The 18,400-nt window shown below is 41.8% G+C and carries 12 protein-coding genes; 10 read left to right on the plus strand and 2 right to left on the minus strand.

All coding sequences use genetic code 11. The annotated features are described in order from the left end of the window. Window positions 1-27 precede the first annotated feature (27 nt). The 5 genes from V6R21_RS11445 to V6R21_RS11465 all read left to right on the plus strand — a co-directional run bounded on the left by V6R21_RS11445 (window position 28) and on the right by V6R21_RS11465 (window position 4,769). Window positions 28-1,344 carry an amidohydrolase family protein gene (locus V6R21_RS11445; RefSeq protein WP_334243744.1) on the plus strand — a complete coding sequence of 439 codons (1,317 nt, stop codon included), beginning with the start codon at window positions 28-30 and terminating at the stop codon, window positions 1,342-1,344. 69 nt (window positions 1,345-1,413) lie between these two features. Further along, window positions 1,414-1,725: a hypothetical protein gene (locus V6R21_RS11450; RefSeq protein ID WP_334243745.1), complete on the plus strand. Its 312-nt coding sequence runs from the start codon at window positions 1,414-1,416 to the stop codon at window positions 1,723-1,725. 399 nt (window positions 1,726-2,124) lie between these two features. Further along, window positions 2,125-2,490 carry a hypothetical protein gene (locus V6R21_RS11455; protein WP_334243746.1) on the plus strand — a complete coding sequence of 122 codons (366 nt, stop codon included), beginning with the start codon at window positions 2,125-2,127 and terminating at the stop codon, window positions 2,488-2,490. Window positions 2,491-2,505: 15 nt separating this feature from the next. Next, on the plus strand, window positions 2,506-3,039 hold the full coding sequence (locus V6R21_RS11460; protein WP_334244925.1) for an immunity 49 family protein: 534 nt from the start codon (window positions 2,506-2,508) through the stop codon (window positions 3,037-3,039). Window positions 3,040-3,662: 623 nt separating this feature from the next. After that, entirely contained in the window at window positions 3,663-4,769 is a 1,107-nt protein-coding gene (locus tag V6R21_RS11465; protein WP_334243747.1) for a Gfo/Idh/MocA family protein, read from the plus strand. A 98-nt stretch (window positions 4,770-4,867) separates the two neighbouring features. On the opposite strand, the gene V6R21_RS11470 is transcribed toward V6R21_RS11465, so the two are convergent. After that, window positions 4,868-5,857, minus strand: a complete 990-nt coding sequence (locus V6R21_RS11470) for a hypothetical protein (RefSeq protein ID WP_334243748.1) — start codon at window positions 5,855-5,857, stop codon at window positions 4,868-4,870. 477 nt (window positions 5,858-6,334) lie between these two features. Here V6R21_RS11470 and V6R21_RS11475 point away from each other — a divergent pair, with 477 nt between their 5' ends. Then, window positions 6,335-7,768 (plus strand): SpoIIE family protein phosphatase, encoded by a 1,434-nt coding sequence (locus tag V6R21_RS11475; protein ID WP_334243749.1) that lies wholly within the window; start codon window positions 6,335-6,337, stop codon window positions 7,766-7,768. 81 nt (window positions 7,769-7,849) lie between these two features. Here the strand turns inward: V6R21_RS11475 and V6R21_RS11480 are convergent, their stop codons facing one another. Next, window positions 7,850-8,026, minus strand: coding sequence for a hypothetical protein (locus tag V6R21_RS11480; protein WP_334243750.1), 177 nt, complete (start codon window positions 8,024-8,026; stop codon window positions 7,850-7,852). A gap of 388 nt (window positions 8,027-8,414) precedes the next feature. Between V6R21_RS11480 and V6R21_RS11485 the strand changes: the two genes are divergently transcribed. The 4 genes from V6R21_RS11485 (at window position 8,415) to V6R21_RS11500 (ending at window position 18,400) form a co-directional block, all read left to right on the plus strand. Then, window positions 8,415-11,393, plus strand: coding sequence for a glycosyl hydrolase family 18 protein (locus V6R21_RS11485; RefSeq protein ID WP_334243751.1), 2,979 nt, complete (start codon window positions 8,415-8,417; stop codon window positions 11,391-11,393). 229 nt (window positions 11,394-11,622) lie between these two features. Next, window positions 11,623-12,612, plus strand: coding sequence for a glucosaminidase domain-containing protein (locus V6R21_RS11490; protein ID WP_334243752.1), 990 nt, complete (start codon window positions 11,623-11,625; stop codon window positions 12,610-12,612). A gap of 66 nt (window positions 12,613-12,678) precedes the next feature. Beyond that, window positions 12,679-15,039 carry a glycoside hydrolase family 2 TIM barrel-domain containing protein gene (locus V6R21_RS11495; protein ID WP_334243754.1) on the plus strand — a complete coding sequence of 787 codons (2,361 nt, stop codon included), beginning with the start codon at window positions 12,679-12,681 and terminating at the stop codon, window positions 15,037-15,039. Window positions 15,040-15,502: 463 nt separating this feature from the next. After that, on the plus strand, window positions 15,503-18,400 hold the full coding sequence (locus tag V6R21_RS11500) for a SusC/RagA family TonB-linked outer membrane protein (RefSeq protein ID WP_334243755.1): 2,898 nt from the start codon (window positions 15,503-15,505) through the stop codon (window positions 18,398-18,400).

Here is an 18,400-nt window from a genome sequence, read left to right on the forward strand (position 1 = left end):
TATCTTAAATCTCAGATTTGTATTAATATGAATAAAATCATCAAATATATATTGCCACTGTTTGTCACTTGTTGGGCAGGTAGTGCAATGGCGCAGGTGCCTACGCCCGCCCCAAAACAGGATACCCCAATCTTGGTAAAAGGAGCCACAGTCCATACAGGTGCTGGAACCGTAATCGAGAATGGGGCAGTAGCCTTTGAAGACGGTAAAATTACCTATGTGGGCAGTGCCGACGGCTTTACCATGACAGGAAGCTTTAAGGAAGTGGATGCTGCCGGTCAGCATGTGTACCCTGGGCTTATCCTGCCTACAACAGACCTTGGTCTGGTGGAGATCGGTCAGGTCAGTGCTTCCAAAGACGAAAGGGAGGAAGGAAGCATTAACCCTGAGGTAAGGGCTTTGGTAGCCTACAATACAGATTCTCATTTGCCGCCAACTATCCGCTCCAATGGTATTCTGATGGCGCAGATTGCACCACAAGGAGGGCTTTTCTCAGGAACGTCATCTATCGTGCAGTTGGATGCTTGGAACTGGGAAGATGCAGCTTACTCAGTGGATGAAGGAATCCATTTGAACTGGCCTAGCAGGTACCTGTCTCCACGTTGGTGGATGGGTGAAACAGATGTAAGAGTCAACAAAAAGTATAACGAGTTGACAGAAGAAGTGGAGAAAACCCTGCGCGATGCGGCAGCCTATGCACAGGCTTCCTCTCCTGAAGAAGTGAATATCAAATTGGAAGCATTACGTGGTTTGTTTGATGGCAGCAAGACACTTTACATGCATGCAGATATTGCCAAAAGTATTTTGCAAGGATTGCAGCTAGCGGAAGAACTTAACGTGAAGCGTGTGGTACTGGTGGGAGGCGCACAGGCTTGGTACCTGAAGGATTACCTGAAGGAAAATAACATCCCTGTAATCCTGAGTAACATTCACCGATTGCCTTCTGTAAATGATGAGGATGTGGACTTGCCTTACCGATTGGCTGCCATGCTGCAACAGGAAGGCGTATTGGTTGGACTGGGTTATAGAGAAGAAGCCATGAAAACCCGAAACCTGCCATTCTTTGCTGGTACGGCTGCTGCCTATGGCATGGACAAGGAAGAAGCCTTGAAAATGATTACTTCCAATACCGCCAAGATTCTGGGTGTGGCAGACAAGACAGGTTCACTGGAAGTGGGCAAGGACGCTACCCTGATCATCTCGCAAGGCGATCTGCTGGATATGAGAACCAGCAATGTAACACAGGCTTTTATCCAAGGAAGAGACATTGACCTGAACAACAAGCATAAGATGCTTTACCAAAAGTTCAAGGGCAAGTATGAGTCAACTGAAAAGGTAAACTGATTTTTTTATAAATTTAAAGACCGCAGCAAGAAGTTGCGGTCTATTTTTTTCATTAAAACCTGAAAAATAATGAGAACCCTACTGACAATTTTTTTTGTGTCACTCATCGCTGTTAGCTGTAAAACAGTAGAAAAGAATCAACCCAATATCGAATCAGCATTTATCACAGATGGGAATAACTACTCCCTGATGGATGCCCAACAGTCCAAAACTATAGTAGAGGCCTACTACAGCAATCAAAAAATGAATGAAACAGCAAGAGTCCTTTATAAGGGTGCTATTTACCCAATCGCCTCTTTGGATAGCCTTATTTCTTTACAGAAAACCCCATCTTTTGACATAATTAAGGTGAAATCTTTGATACATTACCAAAAGAAGTGAAGGAGGTGATTAGGGTTAATTAGAAATATTTATTGTAAACGAAGAATTAAACCGCAGCAAGAAGCTGCGGTCTATAACTGGTCTTAGTGTCTCACTAAGACCTTTTATTTTTTGAAGTGTCTTGCTTCAGTGAGTGGGACACTCACAATTTAATAGGTCGTAGCGGATGTTCAATGCTGTCAACTTAAGCAAAAGTGTAGAAACAGAGCCTTGCTCTGTTCTTGCGAAGTACCACGAAACACATACCCGTGGGACATTTGTGACACGATTGAACACGGCAAGGCCGTGTTCCTACAGTGGTTCGTGTTGTTAAGTTGACAGCATTGAGCGGGTGCTACCACCAGTAAGGCTTTAATAGCAGCGGAAGACTATAGGGTATTGAAATACAAAATTCGAAATATGAATAGACTAGAGAGTCATCTAAAATTAGATGAAAAATTCATGGCGATGTTAGAGGTGCGTGCCAATTCAGTAAAAGAAGCTAAATTTATCGGATGGCTTAAAAAGGTATATGATTCGGATAAAGTAAATTTTGCTTTAGCTAGCAATTATATGATCGAAACATTCATCTTCTCATGTATGGCGGAGGAGCCTGAGGAAGACTACTTCAAGTGGCTGCTTTATGCCCGTGACCTGGGAATCCTGCATCTGCAAAGAGTGACCTATCTTAACCGGGAAGTCAATGTACAGGTAGGAGACCGGATGGTAACCATGCAAGGGAAAATAGACAGGGAAGATATTGACTGTGATTACTGGGAAGCTTGATGGAATCTCTGCGTTATTACCCGTTACCGCAAAGGAGTGGATCAGCTGAATGAAATGCCACTGGAGCTGCACAAGAACTCTGTCATTCATGAGGATGCCATCAGCCTGGTGATGGTCAAGCTGCTGCGTGAGATGCTTAGCCATGATATGTCTGGTCAGTTTGCCCTGCTGCAAGAAGCCAAGCAAACTATCAAGGAGCATATCGGGGAGATGGACAAGTTCAGGGAGGAATATATCCTTTGGAACGACCTGCCGCTGCTCAACGTCTATGCCATGATCTTCGGCAGAGATGAGGAAGGTTACAATAAGGAACTGGCAGAAGCCTTGGAATTGCACAAGGAGTATTGGTCGCAAGAAGTAACACACGACAATGGGCACGTTGAACTCCGCCATCGAGACTGGAAAGGTTGGATAGCTTGGCGATTGGTGGCAGCTGCTTGCATAGCCCGTTCCAACGGGTTGATGACCAAGATTCAAACGCCTTATTTACCTGAGTGGTTATTGGCAGGAGACTTTGAAGGGTTGCCGACTACTGTTGAAGTTGAATGATTTTAACTGGCCTTTGAAAGATATTACGTCCAGTATCCTCTCAATTATATTTTGCTTACACACTAAACGGAAATGAATATATTTTTTAAGGTATTGAAGACAGCATTTCTAGGCCTGATGTTTTTTATCAACTTTTCTATACTGACACCCTATTTTCTGGAGTAAAAGCCGGAAGCTTATGACAACGCGGCTGGCTCTTTACCCTGTTTTTTGAAATATCTTCCGATACAGGTTATATGCCTGAGCCATCCTTCTATAATTTTTTGAATACAATAATGACCGGATTGGTATTGGGCGGTGTTTTCTCACATTACCTGATCTGGAAAAAAAGAAGGGCGCATTTAGGTCTTGAGTAAGGAATATGGACTTACTAGTTTAATTTAAATTCTAGTCCAAGATTAACTTTGTAAAGTGTTGAACCAGTTGGTCTTCCTGAAGGAGATTGAATTGATATACCAAAACCGGAGCATATTTGATACTGATATTTTCCTAAGGAGACTAAAGCTATTCCTGATGGACTAAAATATAATCCATCAAAGCGTAAGGTGTTTCTGGTTTCATACCATAAATTTACCTTACGCTTTTTTATACCAGAAGAATTACTAAACAATAAACTAACTGAGATGAAAAGAATAACAGCACTCTTAGGAATCATGCTGATGTTGACGTGGAATGCATTTGCACAGGAAAAGCCCTTGAAGGTTGGGGTAATCGGGTTGACACATACCCATGTACATGGCATTTTTGGGAGTGAAGGCAGGGGAGATATCGAGATTGTCGGGATTGTAGAACCGAATAAGGAACTGGCGCAGCGTTATGCCAATATGTATAAGTTCTCGTTGGAAAAAGTCTACAACTCTATGGGTGAGCTGATTGAGGCAAAGCATCCTGAAGCAGTGACGGCATTCGGAACCATCTATGACCACCTGAAGATTGTGGAGACTTGTGCGCCATTAGGTATTCATGTGACGGTGGAAAAACCATTGGCGGTAAGTATGGATCATGCAAGGAAAATGGAAGCGTTAGCCAAAAAACATAATATCCAATTGCTGACCAACTATGAAACAACTTGGTACCCATCTAACCAGAAAGCCTATGAGTTGGTCAATCAGGACAAGGTAATTGGTGATATCAGAAAAGTAATCGTTCGGGATGGACACAAAGGCCCTAAAAAGATTGGCGTAGACTCTGAGTTTCTGGAATGGCTGACAGACCCTGAGCTGAATGGCGGAGGAGCTATCACAGACTTTGGTTGCTATGGTGCCAACCTGATGACGTGGCTGATGAAAGGCAAGAAGCCGAATAGTGTAACAGCTATTACACAACAGCTTCAGGCAGAAAACAATCCAAAGGTAGATGATGAAGCGATTATCATCTTGCAGTATGACAGTGCCGTGGCATTGATACAGGCTTCTTGGAACTGGCCAATCGGCAGGAAAGATATGGAGATTTATGGCCTGAAGGGCGTCGTGTATGCAGACAACAAAAAAGATGTGCGTGTCCGCATCTCGGAAGGGTATGACGGTTTTACAGAAGATGCCCAAACATTGGAAGAAAGAAAAGCCCCTTATGATGATCCTTTCTCCTTCTTGGCGGCAGTTATAAATAATGAGATAAAGTTACAGCCTTTCGATCTGTCATCACTGGAAAACAATATGGTGGTAGTGGAGATATTGGATGCAGCCATCAGAAGTGCGAAGTCAAACAAGACGATTGAGTTGAAACACTAAAGGAAGTTGGTGATATCACCAGTTCGTAAATAAAAAGAGGTTCATTCAGTTTTTCACTGTTTGAACCTCTTTTAGTTTAGCGGTTAACTATTTGATTTTTAATTAATATTAATCGTATCCTTTTCGTAAAGGGATTCATTAAATAAAATAGACATATCCTGTACTTCGTTTCCATTTTCGGCTCCAGTAAACTCTCCAAGGTCATTAGTTGGAATTTCAGGAATATTGATATTTAAATACATATAGCTAAGGGTAAAGCTATTGAAATTGTTTTCATAATTCAGAATGCTGCTGGTGGCATCACTTGGAGACTTGTAAAGTACCTGTAGTCCATATAGGTAGTCTCGGGTTGCTAAAAGTTGATCAGCCGGCATCTCATCAATGTTAAAGGTAATAGAGTCATTTGAACCATTGAACCGAAGATAAACATCCCCTAAAAGATTTGCATTTATAGGAGCACTATGAATGTTTAGATCAAATAACCTAGGTCCAAACAGTGCAATATAAAATGTTACTGTGTCGGCAGGAGGAGTGATGTCCCCACTTGCATATCCAAACATCCAGTTGAGGGTATGTTTCCCAAAGGAAAATGAAGGAAGGTATTGGGTGTCATTCAGGATGGTGGTTGTACTTTTCACTGTAGCTTCATCACTCATTGAGTTAGTGATATTAATGACCTCAGTGATTAGATTATCATTCTGAGCAGCCAGAACTTCCTCATTTGAAAGCATATAGTTTGCCTTGAAATTTAGTTCGTAGGTTTTTAGAGGTGCCAATGAAATATTGATTGTGCCATTCTGTACAATATATTCGTAATCGTAATAAGCATAGTTGATTCTTTGGTAATCGCCATCGCCCACTTTTTCCAACACTTCAATTAGGTAGACAAGGTCTTCGAAATCAGGAATATTCTTATTGGCAATTTTATAATTACTCTGCTCTTGTTGGTACTCCTCCAATAGTGCTCCAACATTTAAAGAAATCATCGTTTCCGCATTGTTAATTTGGTCCTTTTCATCGTATTGATCACAACTAATAAATAGTAAGGTCACGATAGTACAGATAATGAGGTTTACTTTGTAGTCCATTTTGGGTGTTAGGGTTAAATAAAAAGGGTCTTTTATTCAGAATTTCAATTCTCGCTAAATATATTAAAAAGGGTTGATTTTGTGAAAGTTAACTGCGTAAAAAAAGATGCTAAAAAAGTGGATAACATTGTGTTTTAAATTTTGGAGGGGTAAAAAGTACAGAATTAGAATGTTCTGACCATAAAGTTTGAGATGAAAAGAAGCTTTGTTTGTCAGCTATAGAATAACACTAGGTACTTTGAATGGTTAGCTGATTTTTATATAGAATCTAAATATTAATAGTGTACACTTCTACTTTAGGTTTAATTAATTGTGATGTAAGTGTTACTATATGAATCACTTGTGTATCTTTGGTGAAATGATTATTGTTATGTTTTTATAATCGGATTATGGAATGTTATATGCTTTCATTTTTTAGTGCAGAATCCTTTTTGGGTACGTAAATGTAGCTTTAAACTAACTGACGACTTTCTTTCAATGGCAACATATATTAATACCAACTCATTTGAGCGTAAAGTGCTCAACTTTTCTGCTATTACAACCAGTTTCTTTTCTGCCTTGGCCATTATCTATGACCTACTTTATGGGGAGGGAAATATAGTGGTCTTTATGTTTACTTTTAATGCGATTTGCAATTTCACATTTGTACTGACAGCAAAAGGACAGTTGAGTGAAAAAACCGTAATCGGCTTTTTTATCTTTAATGGAATCTTTGCCCTATACGCTTGGTATGCTTTCGGAAATATCGAAAACCTATGCAATATGTGTGGTCTCCTGATGGCAACACAAGTCAGGGTTGTACTCAATCACAATGTCAAAGTAGTCAATGTACTTTCCATCTCATTCGCCATTCTGCTGACATTCCTCCATATCATAGCTATCGTCTATCCATCCTATATCCCGACTGTCAACAGGGAACTGGTATTCTTTAACCTTGGAGGTATGTTTGTGACCTATACCTTTATCACATTGGCAATCAAACACTATAGCCAAAAGGTAATGGAAGAGCGGAAGACTGTCCAGCAACAGCAAGAAGAATTGGCAGTACAGAACGAAGAACTACAGGTAAATAATGAGGAGCTGATTTCCAATCAGGAGGAGATTTCAGCACAACGGGAGAAGATAGGACGTCAGCATAATGAGTTGCAGAGAGCCAACAATGATCTGCTGAATTCAATCAACTATGCCAACCATATCCAGACTGCGTTGTTCAGCTCTTCCATTGAGAAGCTTGACCGTGAAAAAAGTTTTGTGATCAATATGCCAAAGGATATCGTCTCAGGAGATTTCTGTTTTGTCAGGGAGGTAGGTAACGTGACTTATATTGTGCAGGGAGACTGTACCGGTCATGGAGTGCCGGGTGCTATCCTGACCGTCATTGCAACAGAAATTCTGGATAAGGTGATTGTGGATAAGAAAAACTGGTCACCAAAGGAAATCCTGACCGAACTGGATAATGAGATGGAAAAGCGGTTAAGGCAAAAGGGCAGGATGAACCTTGATGGTTTAGAAGCCGGTATTCTGGCGATTGACAATAAGGTGCATGTGGCTTTGTATGCAGGTGCCAAAAGACCTTTGATCTACTGGAACTCAGATGGCCGTTCATTTGAAATAGTAAAAGGCACCAAGAAAGCGGTAGGTAATGTGATGAATGTGGAGAATGAGTATAGGGAGCATATATTTAAGGTGAGGTCAGGAGACAGGTTCTATTTATTTACGGATGGTTACGTGGATCAGTTTGGTGGAAAGAACAATAAGAAGTACTCATCCAAAAGGTTTTTAAAGACCATTACAGAACTTTCAGATACTGGTATTCTGGAGCAGGCAGAAATACTGACAGATGAATTCAATAACTGGAAAGGAAACAAGCGGCAGATTGATGATGTAATGGTTTTGGGTATTGAGGTTTGATAGAGGGTTGTTTTGGTAAAGAATGATAAGGCAGCCTCCATAGGTGGAAGCTGCCTCGCTTTACTTTGAATCAAGATAAAGCTATTCTACCACTACTTCTTCACAGCTGCTGTAAGAAACCTTATAGCTTGCTATATTACCGTTATCATATATAATGGAAACTTCTTCAGGGTAACCATATTCATTATATTGATAATTGTAGTTGGTGTAATAATAGATTTCTTCATCTTCAAAACCTGTATAAGTATACTTGATCAAATTATTGATTCCACTAGGTAGGCCAACTAATATCCAACGTAGTGCAACTTCTTCATAGAGTGAGTAGAATGGACTTTTTTTATTACCATATACAAACTCTTCAATACTATTTATTCAAAACAAGCAATTTCACCCGTTGTAAGCGAGTTCATTTTATTATAACCCATAATTGGAGACTAGTACCCCTTTCCTTTTTAATAACAATGTATATTTAGGTGGTTTGTGAAAGTGTTGTACCCCTTTTTGAAAAGGTGACTAATCGTTGTACCCCCAATTGTAGCCGTTTGTTTTTTGGCTTGAAAGCCCTCAAACTGTAATATGAGCATAGAAATTTGAATTTTTCCTCTACATGGACAGTGATTGCTGCTGTACCCCAACCAACAATTTTATGCAAGACATATTACAAAGACTACTATTCTCAAAGACTGTACTTCGTCGCCTAAGGCAAGTAGGTTTGCTTGGCTACTTTCTATGCTTAAATGTTGCATTCTCATTGGCTGCTGACTGCTCAGGTGTGGCAGAATACCAGACTTATCCGAGCATTTATATGACAGGTGATAAGGTGGTTTACAATGGCAACCTATATGAGTGTCTGACGGATAACCTTTACAATGTTACACCAGGTACGGCAGATCATTGGTGGTCGCCTCTGGGGGCATGTGACGGTGGCGGTGGAGAAAATGTAGACCCAACCGTATCTTTTGTGTCACCTCAGGACAATGCCTTGATTGAGCAGGAAGCACTTTCAGCGGTTGCGATTGAAGTAGCTGCTGCTGACGCTGACGGTACTGTCGATGCTGTTTCAATTACAGTGGACGGACAGTCATTCTCAGGGACTACCGCCTCATGGACACCATCTGCCTATGGTACTTTTGCCATCACTTCCACAGTAACGGACAATGAAGGGGCTACAGGAACAGCCTCCGTTTCCGTTACCATTTCGCAAACAGTCGATACACCTCCAGTGGTGGCTTTTGTAAGTCCATCAGCTGACCTGACGGTTACGCAGGAAACTTTTGAAGAGATAACGGTGTCGATTTCTGCCACTGACGATGGGACGGTCACTTCATCGCAGATTGATATTGCAGGCACAGTAACCAGTGGAACAACAGCTTCCTTCACACCAACAGCTTATGGTGATTATGTGGTGACAGCTTCTGCTACCGATGATGCTAACCAGACTACTATAGTATCGATTACGATCACAGTAGCAGAACCAAGTGCTTCGACTTGTTCATATGCTTCATGGAGTGCGTCCACTACTTATGTGGGAAATGATATTGTAGAGTACAATGGTTTGACTTACAAGGCGGCTTGGGCACCAGCAGTAGGGGCAGAGCCAACGGTAGATGACGTTTGGAAACTGGAAGGCTCATGTGGAGCATTGGATTGTACCCAATATCCTGAGTGGAAAGCTAGCGTAACTTATCAGGAAAATGGTATGCTGGTTACTTATAATGATAAGGTTTACAAGCTGCTGAACTACTGGTCTGTAGGACAGGTGCCTTCAGATACACCAGCTAGCTGGCAGGAATTTGCAGATTGCGGCGGAACGGGTGGTGGCACAGGTGGTCAGGACGCTGAACCGTCTGTAAGTTTTACCTCGCCTACTACCACTACTTTTGTAATGCCCACCTTCTCATCCATTGCAATTGCTGTTTCGGCAACAGACCATAATGGGGTTGTCTCTGATGTGACGTTGGCTGTGGGCGGACAGACTTTTGCTTCCAGTACTGCTTCATGGACACCATCGGCATACGGAACCTTTACTATCACGGCTACGGCAACCAATGAGATCGGTTCTACAGTGGAAACATTTGATGTAACGATTGTGGCTGAAAGTGGTGGAAGTGATATCAATGCTGATGGCTCCATTGTACTGACTGGACCTTTTGCACCTACACCGAATACATCTAACCAGCGTATTGTTGGTTATATCCCAACTTGGAGAGATACCGAAACCCTTGATTTCAGTAAAGTGACACATGTGAACGTTGCGTTCCTGTTGTTTGATCAGAAGGAAGGGGCTGCCTATTCTGATAGCGACTTTTCGAGTGGCGCATTCCATCCAGTACATTATGCTACCTTGGATTCTATGCTGCCGGGTATTGTAGAGCGTGCACACAACCAAGGGGCAACAGTTTCCATTGCATTGGGTGGTGCTACAGACTTCGCCTTCCTTTGGCTGATGGAACATTATCAGGACAATCCTGCCATGATCGAGACGATTGCCAATCAGGTAGTGGACTATGTAAATCTATATAACCTTGATGGTGTTGACCTTGATCTGGAATGTTGGTGGCAGGATGCTTCCATTGCAGGTACTTCTGAGCAAGGTGGACGTACAAGAGGTCAGGATGCATGGGGTGGCGATGTAGACCAAGGGGCGCACCCTGCTGGTTATGGCATGACTTTACTGGCTAAAAAGCTTCGTGCAAAAATGCCGAACAAGTTACTTTCAGCAGCCGTATTTGCTACGCCTTGGTATGCCAATAACTATGACGCTGATGCTGCCGAGTACCTCGACTGGGTAGGTATTATGTCCTATGATTTTACTGGTTCTTGGGATACTTCACCAAAAGGTCCTCATTCAGCTCTGTACGAAGTCAACAACTCCCTTTACCAAGGAGCAAGTGACAGCAACCCGATTTACTCAATCGAGACAGCGATGCGTTACTGGAGCGGTGATTGGTCAACATGGCAAGGTTCAGGACAGCAGGTATCAAAAGACAAGCTGGTGATTGGGGTACCATTCTATGGCTATGACCTGAATACTAAAAAGTCACAGGCAGGACAGTCAGGCAATGGTTACCATTTTATCACTTATGCCGAAATATTGGCAGATTATCCTAATGCGGATACTTCTTATGACCCGAATGACCCGAACAATCAGGGTGGATTGGTCAGTGAGGATGGTAAGCTGATCTTCTTTGATACACCGAAGATGGTGAAGGCTAAGGTAGAATATGCCAAGGCGCAAGGTACTCAGGGAACGATGATTTGGGAGCTGACTTACGACACGGCTGATCCTGCGAAGAGTTTGCTGGTGGCTATGAACGAGGCGAACAGCAATGCCCGCATTGCGGGAGTGCCATTGTTGGAACAGTCTGCTATTGAAACGGTATTTTATCCAAACCCATTTAAGCAGCAGATAAGCCTTCAGTTTAACCTGAAAAAGAATGGCAATATCGCAGTGCAGGTGTATAACCTTCAAGGCAAGGTGGTGAAAGAAATCATCGAAACAAGGGAGAAAGGAAGTCAGGTATTGGAGCTGGATGCCTCAGACTTGCCGGAAGGGATTTACCTGATCAAGGCAAAGACAGATCAGTTTAGTATCACAAAGAAAATGCTTAAAGGACGTCAATAATAGGCATTGTCACGAATAGATTTGTAGGTGAAAGGAACTTTTAAAATTCACGATACAAATCTGTTCGTGATGAACATTAATAAATAACTATCTGAATACAATCAATCAAAACCTAATTGGAGGTAGGCTACCAGTCTGCCTCCTTTTTTTGTGTCAAATGTTGGTTCATCAATTCAAATCCACCTTTTTTGAGGGAAATTTGATAGGAACAGCTATTTACTTGTAAAGGATGAAATGGAAAGCTTTTTTGTATCTGATATTGCCGTTTTTTTGCTCGGTCACTTATGCTCAGAAAGGGGTTGGACTTTATGTACAGCATCCTGAAAGAGCCGTTAAAGGAGAGACGGTATATTTCAATATATATGCAGGGGATAAGGTGAGTTCGGTTAAGGTATTGGCGAAAGACGGATCATTGGGCGTGCTTAAGGTCGAAGCAGTACCTGCTGCCTTCAGCTTTCAGTTTAACTATGAGGGCGTAAAGGAGTTGACGTTTATTTCCTTGGACAAGAATGGAATCGCATTAAGCGAATTGGAAAGCGGATTGACTGTTTTGCCTCAAGTTACTTCAGTATCGTTCCCACCTACACCAGTTGAGGATGAGGAGAAGGGAAGAAACGATAATGCCTATCTGGCAGCGACCACTAAAGTTTCAAAGTCAGAAAAGGAGACTTTTGTTCAATCTCTCAAGCCAATAGCCCAAACGTTGGGAAAGGAATATAATGTGCCTCCAAGTGCATTGCTCGGTATTGCTGCTTTGGAAAGCGGGTACGGAACTACCCGAACCGCTTACTTTGCCAACAACCTGATGGGTATCAAGAAATGGGGTATTCAACCTACGAATGCCTATCAGCTAAAAGGTCAGCCTGATGAGGATGAAGGGAATGTAAAGGTACTTAGGCATACAGTTTCTGGACAACTGATCTTTGATGAGGAAAACAGGAAAGATAACTGGTACCAGAAGTTTGAATCAAAGGAGGCTTGCCTTCGCTTTTTTGTGGAAATTATCCTCTTGAATCAGGATGGTTCCCGTTGGCGTGAATACAGGCAGGTAGTAACAAAGTACCAAACCAATTGGCGTAATGAGTTGGACAAGCGTTCAGCCTCAAGGAAATTTGTGTTTGAGTTGGGAGAAAAAGGTTATAACCATTTGGGAGGAAATACATACCTGAACAGGGTAGGAAGAGTTATGGATGAATTGAACCTTTACAGGTTTGATTAAAGTTTTAGAGGTAGTCCTTCACATTTGAATTTCAAAACCGCCGCATAACATAAATGACCTACAGGTATGAAGTTTTTTCGCCTTGCTTCACAGTATCATTTTCTACTTTTTTTGACGATATGGACTTTTCTTAGTGCATGTCAAGAGAAGAAAAACCTGCCATCTCCTGTTTCAAATTTTAATCAAGGATGGGAGTTTGTCAAAGCTAATGATACTAGCTGGGTAGCTGTGACAGTACCTCATACACCTAAGGTTGAACCGCTTGTGGTGAATGACCAGTGGCAGGGCGCATGTACTTACCGTAAGCGTTTCAGTTTGAAGAAAATACCAAACGAAAAAGTCTGGTTGGAGTTTGAGGGAGTGATGAACAATGCGACAGTGTCTTTGAATGGAACAGAATTAATAAAGCACAAAGGAGGTTACTTACCTTTTGTCGTTGATTTGACAAAACAGCTGAAGGAAGGGGAGAATGAGTTGGTGGTCAAAGTTTTGAATGTAGATGACCCGACCATTCCACCTGGGAAACCATTGAGAAAGTTAGATTTTAATTTCTATGGCGGTATTTACAGGGATGTTAACCTGATTAGAAAAAAGAAATGTTATATCACACATCCGGTAGTTGCAGAAAAAACTGCAAGTGGAGGCATTCTGATACATTTTGATACGATAACTAATGAGGTCGCTAATGGAAGTCTACAGGTTCATATTCGGAATGAGTTCGATAGTGAGCGGGATATTTATATAGAAGCCAGTTTGACGGATGAGCAGGGGAAACGAAAGAAGTTCAAGGCTGAAGAAATTGAGTTGTCGGCAGGGGAAGACAAAGAGATCATTGTAGACCTGACGGTGAAAAAACCGATGTTGTGGAGTCCTGCTGATCCCAACCTTTATGATCTGAAGGTAATGCTGGAAGTGGATGGTGACTTGGTGGAGGTAATGGAAAAGCGTATTGGAATCAGGAAGATAAACCTGACAGAGAAAGGGTTTCTGCTCAATGATAAAGAGATTTTTATGAGTGGTACCAACCGACATCAGGAGTATCCATATGTTGGGTACGCTATCTCGAATGAAGCAAACTGGAGAGATGCAGTCAAGATCAAGAATGCAGGTTTTGACTTTGTCCGCTTGTCCCATTATCCGCAGGACGAATCTTTTCTGGATGCCTGTGATGAATTGGGGATTATCGTAATGGATGCGATTCCCGGATGGCAGTTTTTCAAGAAAGGAGAATTTACTGACAACGCTATTCAAGATATAAGGGATATGGTTCGTAGAGACAGGAACCACCCTTCAATTTTCTTTTGGGAAGTATCCCTGAATGAATCGGAAATGTCAGAAGCATTTATGGAACGAGCCAATAAGGTGTTGAACGAAGAACTGCCTTTCAATGATACCTACAGTGCTGGCTGGCTGGATCATCCTGCTTATGACTTGTTTATTCCAGCAAGGCAACACGGTGAATTCCCTTTTTATTGGAACGGGTATAAGGATGGAAAACGGAGCGTCTTTATCTCAGAATATGGAGACTGGGAATATTATGCACAAAACGCGGGGTTTAACCAGACTGCATTTGAAGGTTTGAAAGAAGAAGAACGTACAAGCCGACAGTTGAGGGAAGCTGGTGAAGTCAGGCTCAAGCAGCAGGCGCTTAACTTTCAGGAAGCTGCCAACTCCAATTTGAAGGGAAAAGGAATGGGGACCATCGGAATGTCAAATTGGTTGATGTTTGATTATAACCGTGGCTATGCAGATGACCTTGAGACTTCAGGAGTGAGTGATATATTTCGACTACCCAAGTTTGCCTATTATTTCTATAAGAGTCAGCGACCCGCAGATGTGGATATTAAACATAGTCTAGCCGAAAAAGGACCTATGTTAAAGATTGCCAGTTTTTGGAATAACAAAAGTGATTCTATTGTGAGGGTGTTTTCCAATTGTGAAGAGGTAGAGCTTTACCATAATGGGAAGTTTATTGCCCGAAAAAAGCCTGAAATAAATGAGCTGAATGACAGGCTGATTTCTCCTCCATTTGACTTCAACTTAGGAAAGTACATTCATGGAGTTATTGTAGCCAATGGATATATAGATGGAGAAAAAGTGATACAAGAGGAGATCAATACCGCTGGGCTTGTAACAGATCTGGATGTGAGTATTGATTACTCAGGTATTCCACTTTCTACAGAAGACCCCGATATTGTGTTTGTGTATGCTAAGGGGGTGGATGAATATGGTTACTTCAATGAGCGGTTTGATGAAGAAGTAACTTTCGAGTTGGAAGGGAAGGGGGAGCTTATTGGTAATAACCCTGTAAAGGCAAAAGCAGGCATAGCGACAATATTGTACAAATCCGTTCCAGGCGATACAACTTTTAATATTAGCGCCAAGAGTAAATGGATGTATGGTACACTGAAAGAAATTGACCATTAGTGTATTATAACATCGCTTTTAAGCCTCATGTGATTCAATTGCATGAGGCTTTTTTGTGTACAAACAATTGCGTTAGCTGCAAGGTGGAAAGTTGTATTATTGTATGGTTTATAAAATATCGGGTATGTGTTTAAGTTCGGATTTATGTATCGAATTTAAACTTCTGTTTAAAATTAAATTTCGATAAACTTGCATTTTTTACATATAAAATATTTTCTTTTTAATATTTATTCGATAAACTAGAAACCACTTTTTGTTTAGAACATAACTAACGGTGCTACTGAACACTAAGGTGGATAACTAATTACCAACCCTAGATCAATATTGAAGGAAGCTCACATTGAAAAACAACCAATTCAACATAGGCTCAATCAATTTAGGCCGGAACATACTTGCAAGACGTTTCCGAGTCGGGTCAATGGGGATACTAGCTGTATCTTTTTACCTTAATTCAAATTATTACATGAAAAAAATTCAACTGATTCTATTGCTACTAACAATGGTGCCGACAATGCTATTCGCTCAGGAGCGCAGCATTTCGGGTACTGTAACTTCTGGGCTGGAGCAAGAGCCTCTTCCGGGTGTGTCTGTCATTATTGAAGGAAGCGCTCAAGGAACCGTAACAGACTTGGAAGGAAAGTTTAAACTGAATGCCAAGCAGGGGGATGTTTTGGTATTCAAGTTTGTGGGGTACAAGATCCAGACACAAACTGTTGGACCTAATAATTCTTTTGACATTTCGCTTGAAGAAGATGTAACCAGTCTGGATGAGGTAGTGGTTTCTGGTTTGGCATCCAGTATCAAGCGTTCCAATCTGGCAAATGCTGTAGGTACTGTAGATGCAGCCCAACTTGCCGGAACAACCAGCCAACCAACCATGGATGGTGCTCTGTATGGTAAAATCACGGGTGTGAATATCACGGCAAGTTCTGGTGCGCCAGGTGGTGGTATGGGTATTCGTTTGAGAGGTGTCTCCTCTATCAAGGGTAACAACCAGCCGTTATTTATTATCGATGGTATTTATTTGAACAATGCAGAAATCCCAAGTGGTTTGAGGTTCGCATCTGGTGCAAATAGAGGTAATGAGGAAAACTCTGCTAACCGTATTGCAGACCTTGACCCAACAGATATTGAATCGATTGAGGTACTGAAAGGAGCTTCAGCTGCTGCCATTTATGGTACAAGAGCGAATGCGGGTGTAATCATTATTACAACTAAGAAAGGTAAAGCAGGTAAAACCAAAATCAATTTTAGCCAAGATGTAGGTGTCAATACCATTCAGCGCTATATGGGTGTAAGGAACTTCACTGAGGAATCAGTAAGAGCAACTTATGGTGACGCTGAAGTTGAAAAGTTTAAGGCGGCACAGGCTGCTGGCAAAATCTATAACTATGAGGAAGAGCTGTACGGTGAAAAAGGGCTGATCACCAATACAAAATTGAGCCTTTCTGGAGGCAATGATAAAACAAGCTTTTTCATTGCCGGTTCGATGAGAGATGAAGAAGGTATTGTGAAAAATACTGGATTTGAAAGAAACTCTTTGAGAGCAAATATCAACCATCAGCTAAGTGATGCCATCAAGTTGGGTTTGAGTACCAACTATGTCAATACTTTTACAAGAAGAGGTACAACAGGTAACGAAAATGAGGGAGGTCTTTCATATGGATACAACCTTGCCTTTACAAGACCTTGGGCAGAGCTTCATCCTGATGAGAATGGGAATTACCCAGCTAACCCCAACTTTGCAGGTAACATGCTTTTTGTAAGAGATAAAGTAAAAAATGAGGACCGTGTCAACCGTATCATGCAAGGTGCTAACCTTGAGATTAAGTTGTTGCAGAATAGTACTACCTCAATGAAAGCGAAATTGAATGGAGGTTTGGATTTCTTTATGAATGAGACGTATGTCTATGTTCCTGAGGATCATGGGCCGCAAATCGGTACAAAAAATGGCTTTGTAGGTGTAGGTAAAAACAAGTTCAGAAACCTGAACTACCAAGCATTTATGGTATTCGATAAGTTCCTGATGGACAATAAGCTGAGTTTGAGTACGCAAGCGGGTATCTCTTATCTGAACTTTAACAGAGATCTGGTATACAACCAAACCACGCAGCTGATCCCAGGGCAGGAGAACCTGACTCATGGTGGAGCAAAGGACATTATCCAGACACAGGAAGTGGAAGAGGAGTTTGGTATCGTATTGCAGGAAGAAGTGAATTACGATGACAAGATCATTGGTACGTTAGGTGTTAGAATGGATAAGTCAAGCCTCAATGGTGACCCTAATGAGTATTATCCGTTCTTGAAAACATCACTGGCTGTAAACATTGCCAACTTTGACTTTTGGTCAGTGGATGCCATGAATGTGCTGAAGGTACGTGGTGCTTACGGTGAGACAGGTACAAGTGCAGGTTACGGTTCGCTGTTTACGCCACTTGTGTCTACCGTAATTGACGGTATGCCTGGTACTGTAATCCGAGGAAACAGAGGTACTCCTGACCTGATTCCTGAGACCTCATCAGAGATGGAATTCGGATTAGATATGGCGTGGCTTGATAACCGTATCAGCTTGGAAGCATCCTATTATAGCCGTGATGTAAATGACCTGCTTTTTGACCGTGCATTGGAGTCGTCATCAGGTTATACTTCACAGGTAATCAATGATGCAGATATCAATAACCAAGGTATTGAGTTGGGCTTGACAGTGGATGCTGTAAATAAAGAAAACTTCAGATGGGTGTCTACAACCAATTTCTGGAAAAATAAATCAAAAGTAACCAGACTGGGTGTTCCTTCATTCCCGCCTCCAGGCAATGGCTTTGGTCTTGGACTAGGTACATTCTATATGGAAGAAGGAGCTTCTGTAACGCAGTTGGCACAGTCAGTTGATGGCGAAGTAGTGAAAGTAGGTGATGCAGAGCCGGACTTCCAGATGTCATTCACTAACAATATTACCTTCCTTAAAAACTTTGACTTCTCTTTCCTTGTGCATTGGAAACAAGGTGGTGAAAACCTGAACCTGACAAAGCTCCTGACAGACCTTGGTGGTACTACTGTTGATCTGGATACTGAAGCAGGTCAGAACAGGTCATCATTTATTGAACCGGCAGGGTATGTAAGGTTAAGAGAGGTAGCCTTGTACTACAGAATTCCTAAGACGGCACTTTCAGGCGTTTTCGGCGATACCGTTGAGCGTGTAAAACTGGGTGTGTCAGGTAGAAACCTTTGGACAAAAACAGACTACTCGGGTTATGACCCTGAAGTTTCTGTAAACGGTAGTAACGTGATTTCAAGTGGTTTGGATGTGACTCCATTCCCAAGTTCAAAGCAACTGTACTTCCACTTGAATGTTGCATTCTAA

It is taken from the genome of Limibacter armeniacum (assembly GCF_036880985.1).
Taxonomy (GTDB): domain Bacteria; phylum Bacteroidota; class Bacteroidia; order Cytophagales; family Flammeovirgaceae; genus Limibacter; species Limibacter armeniacum.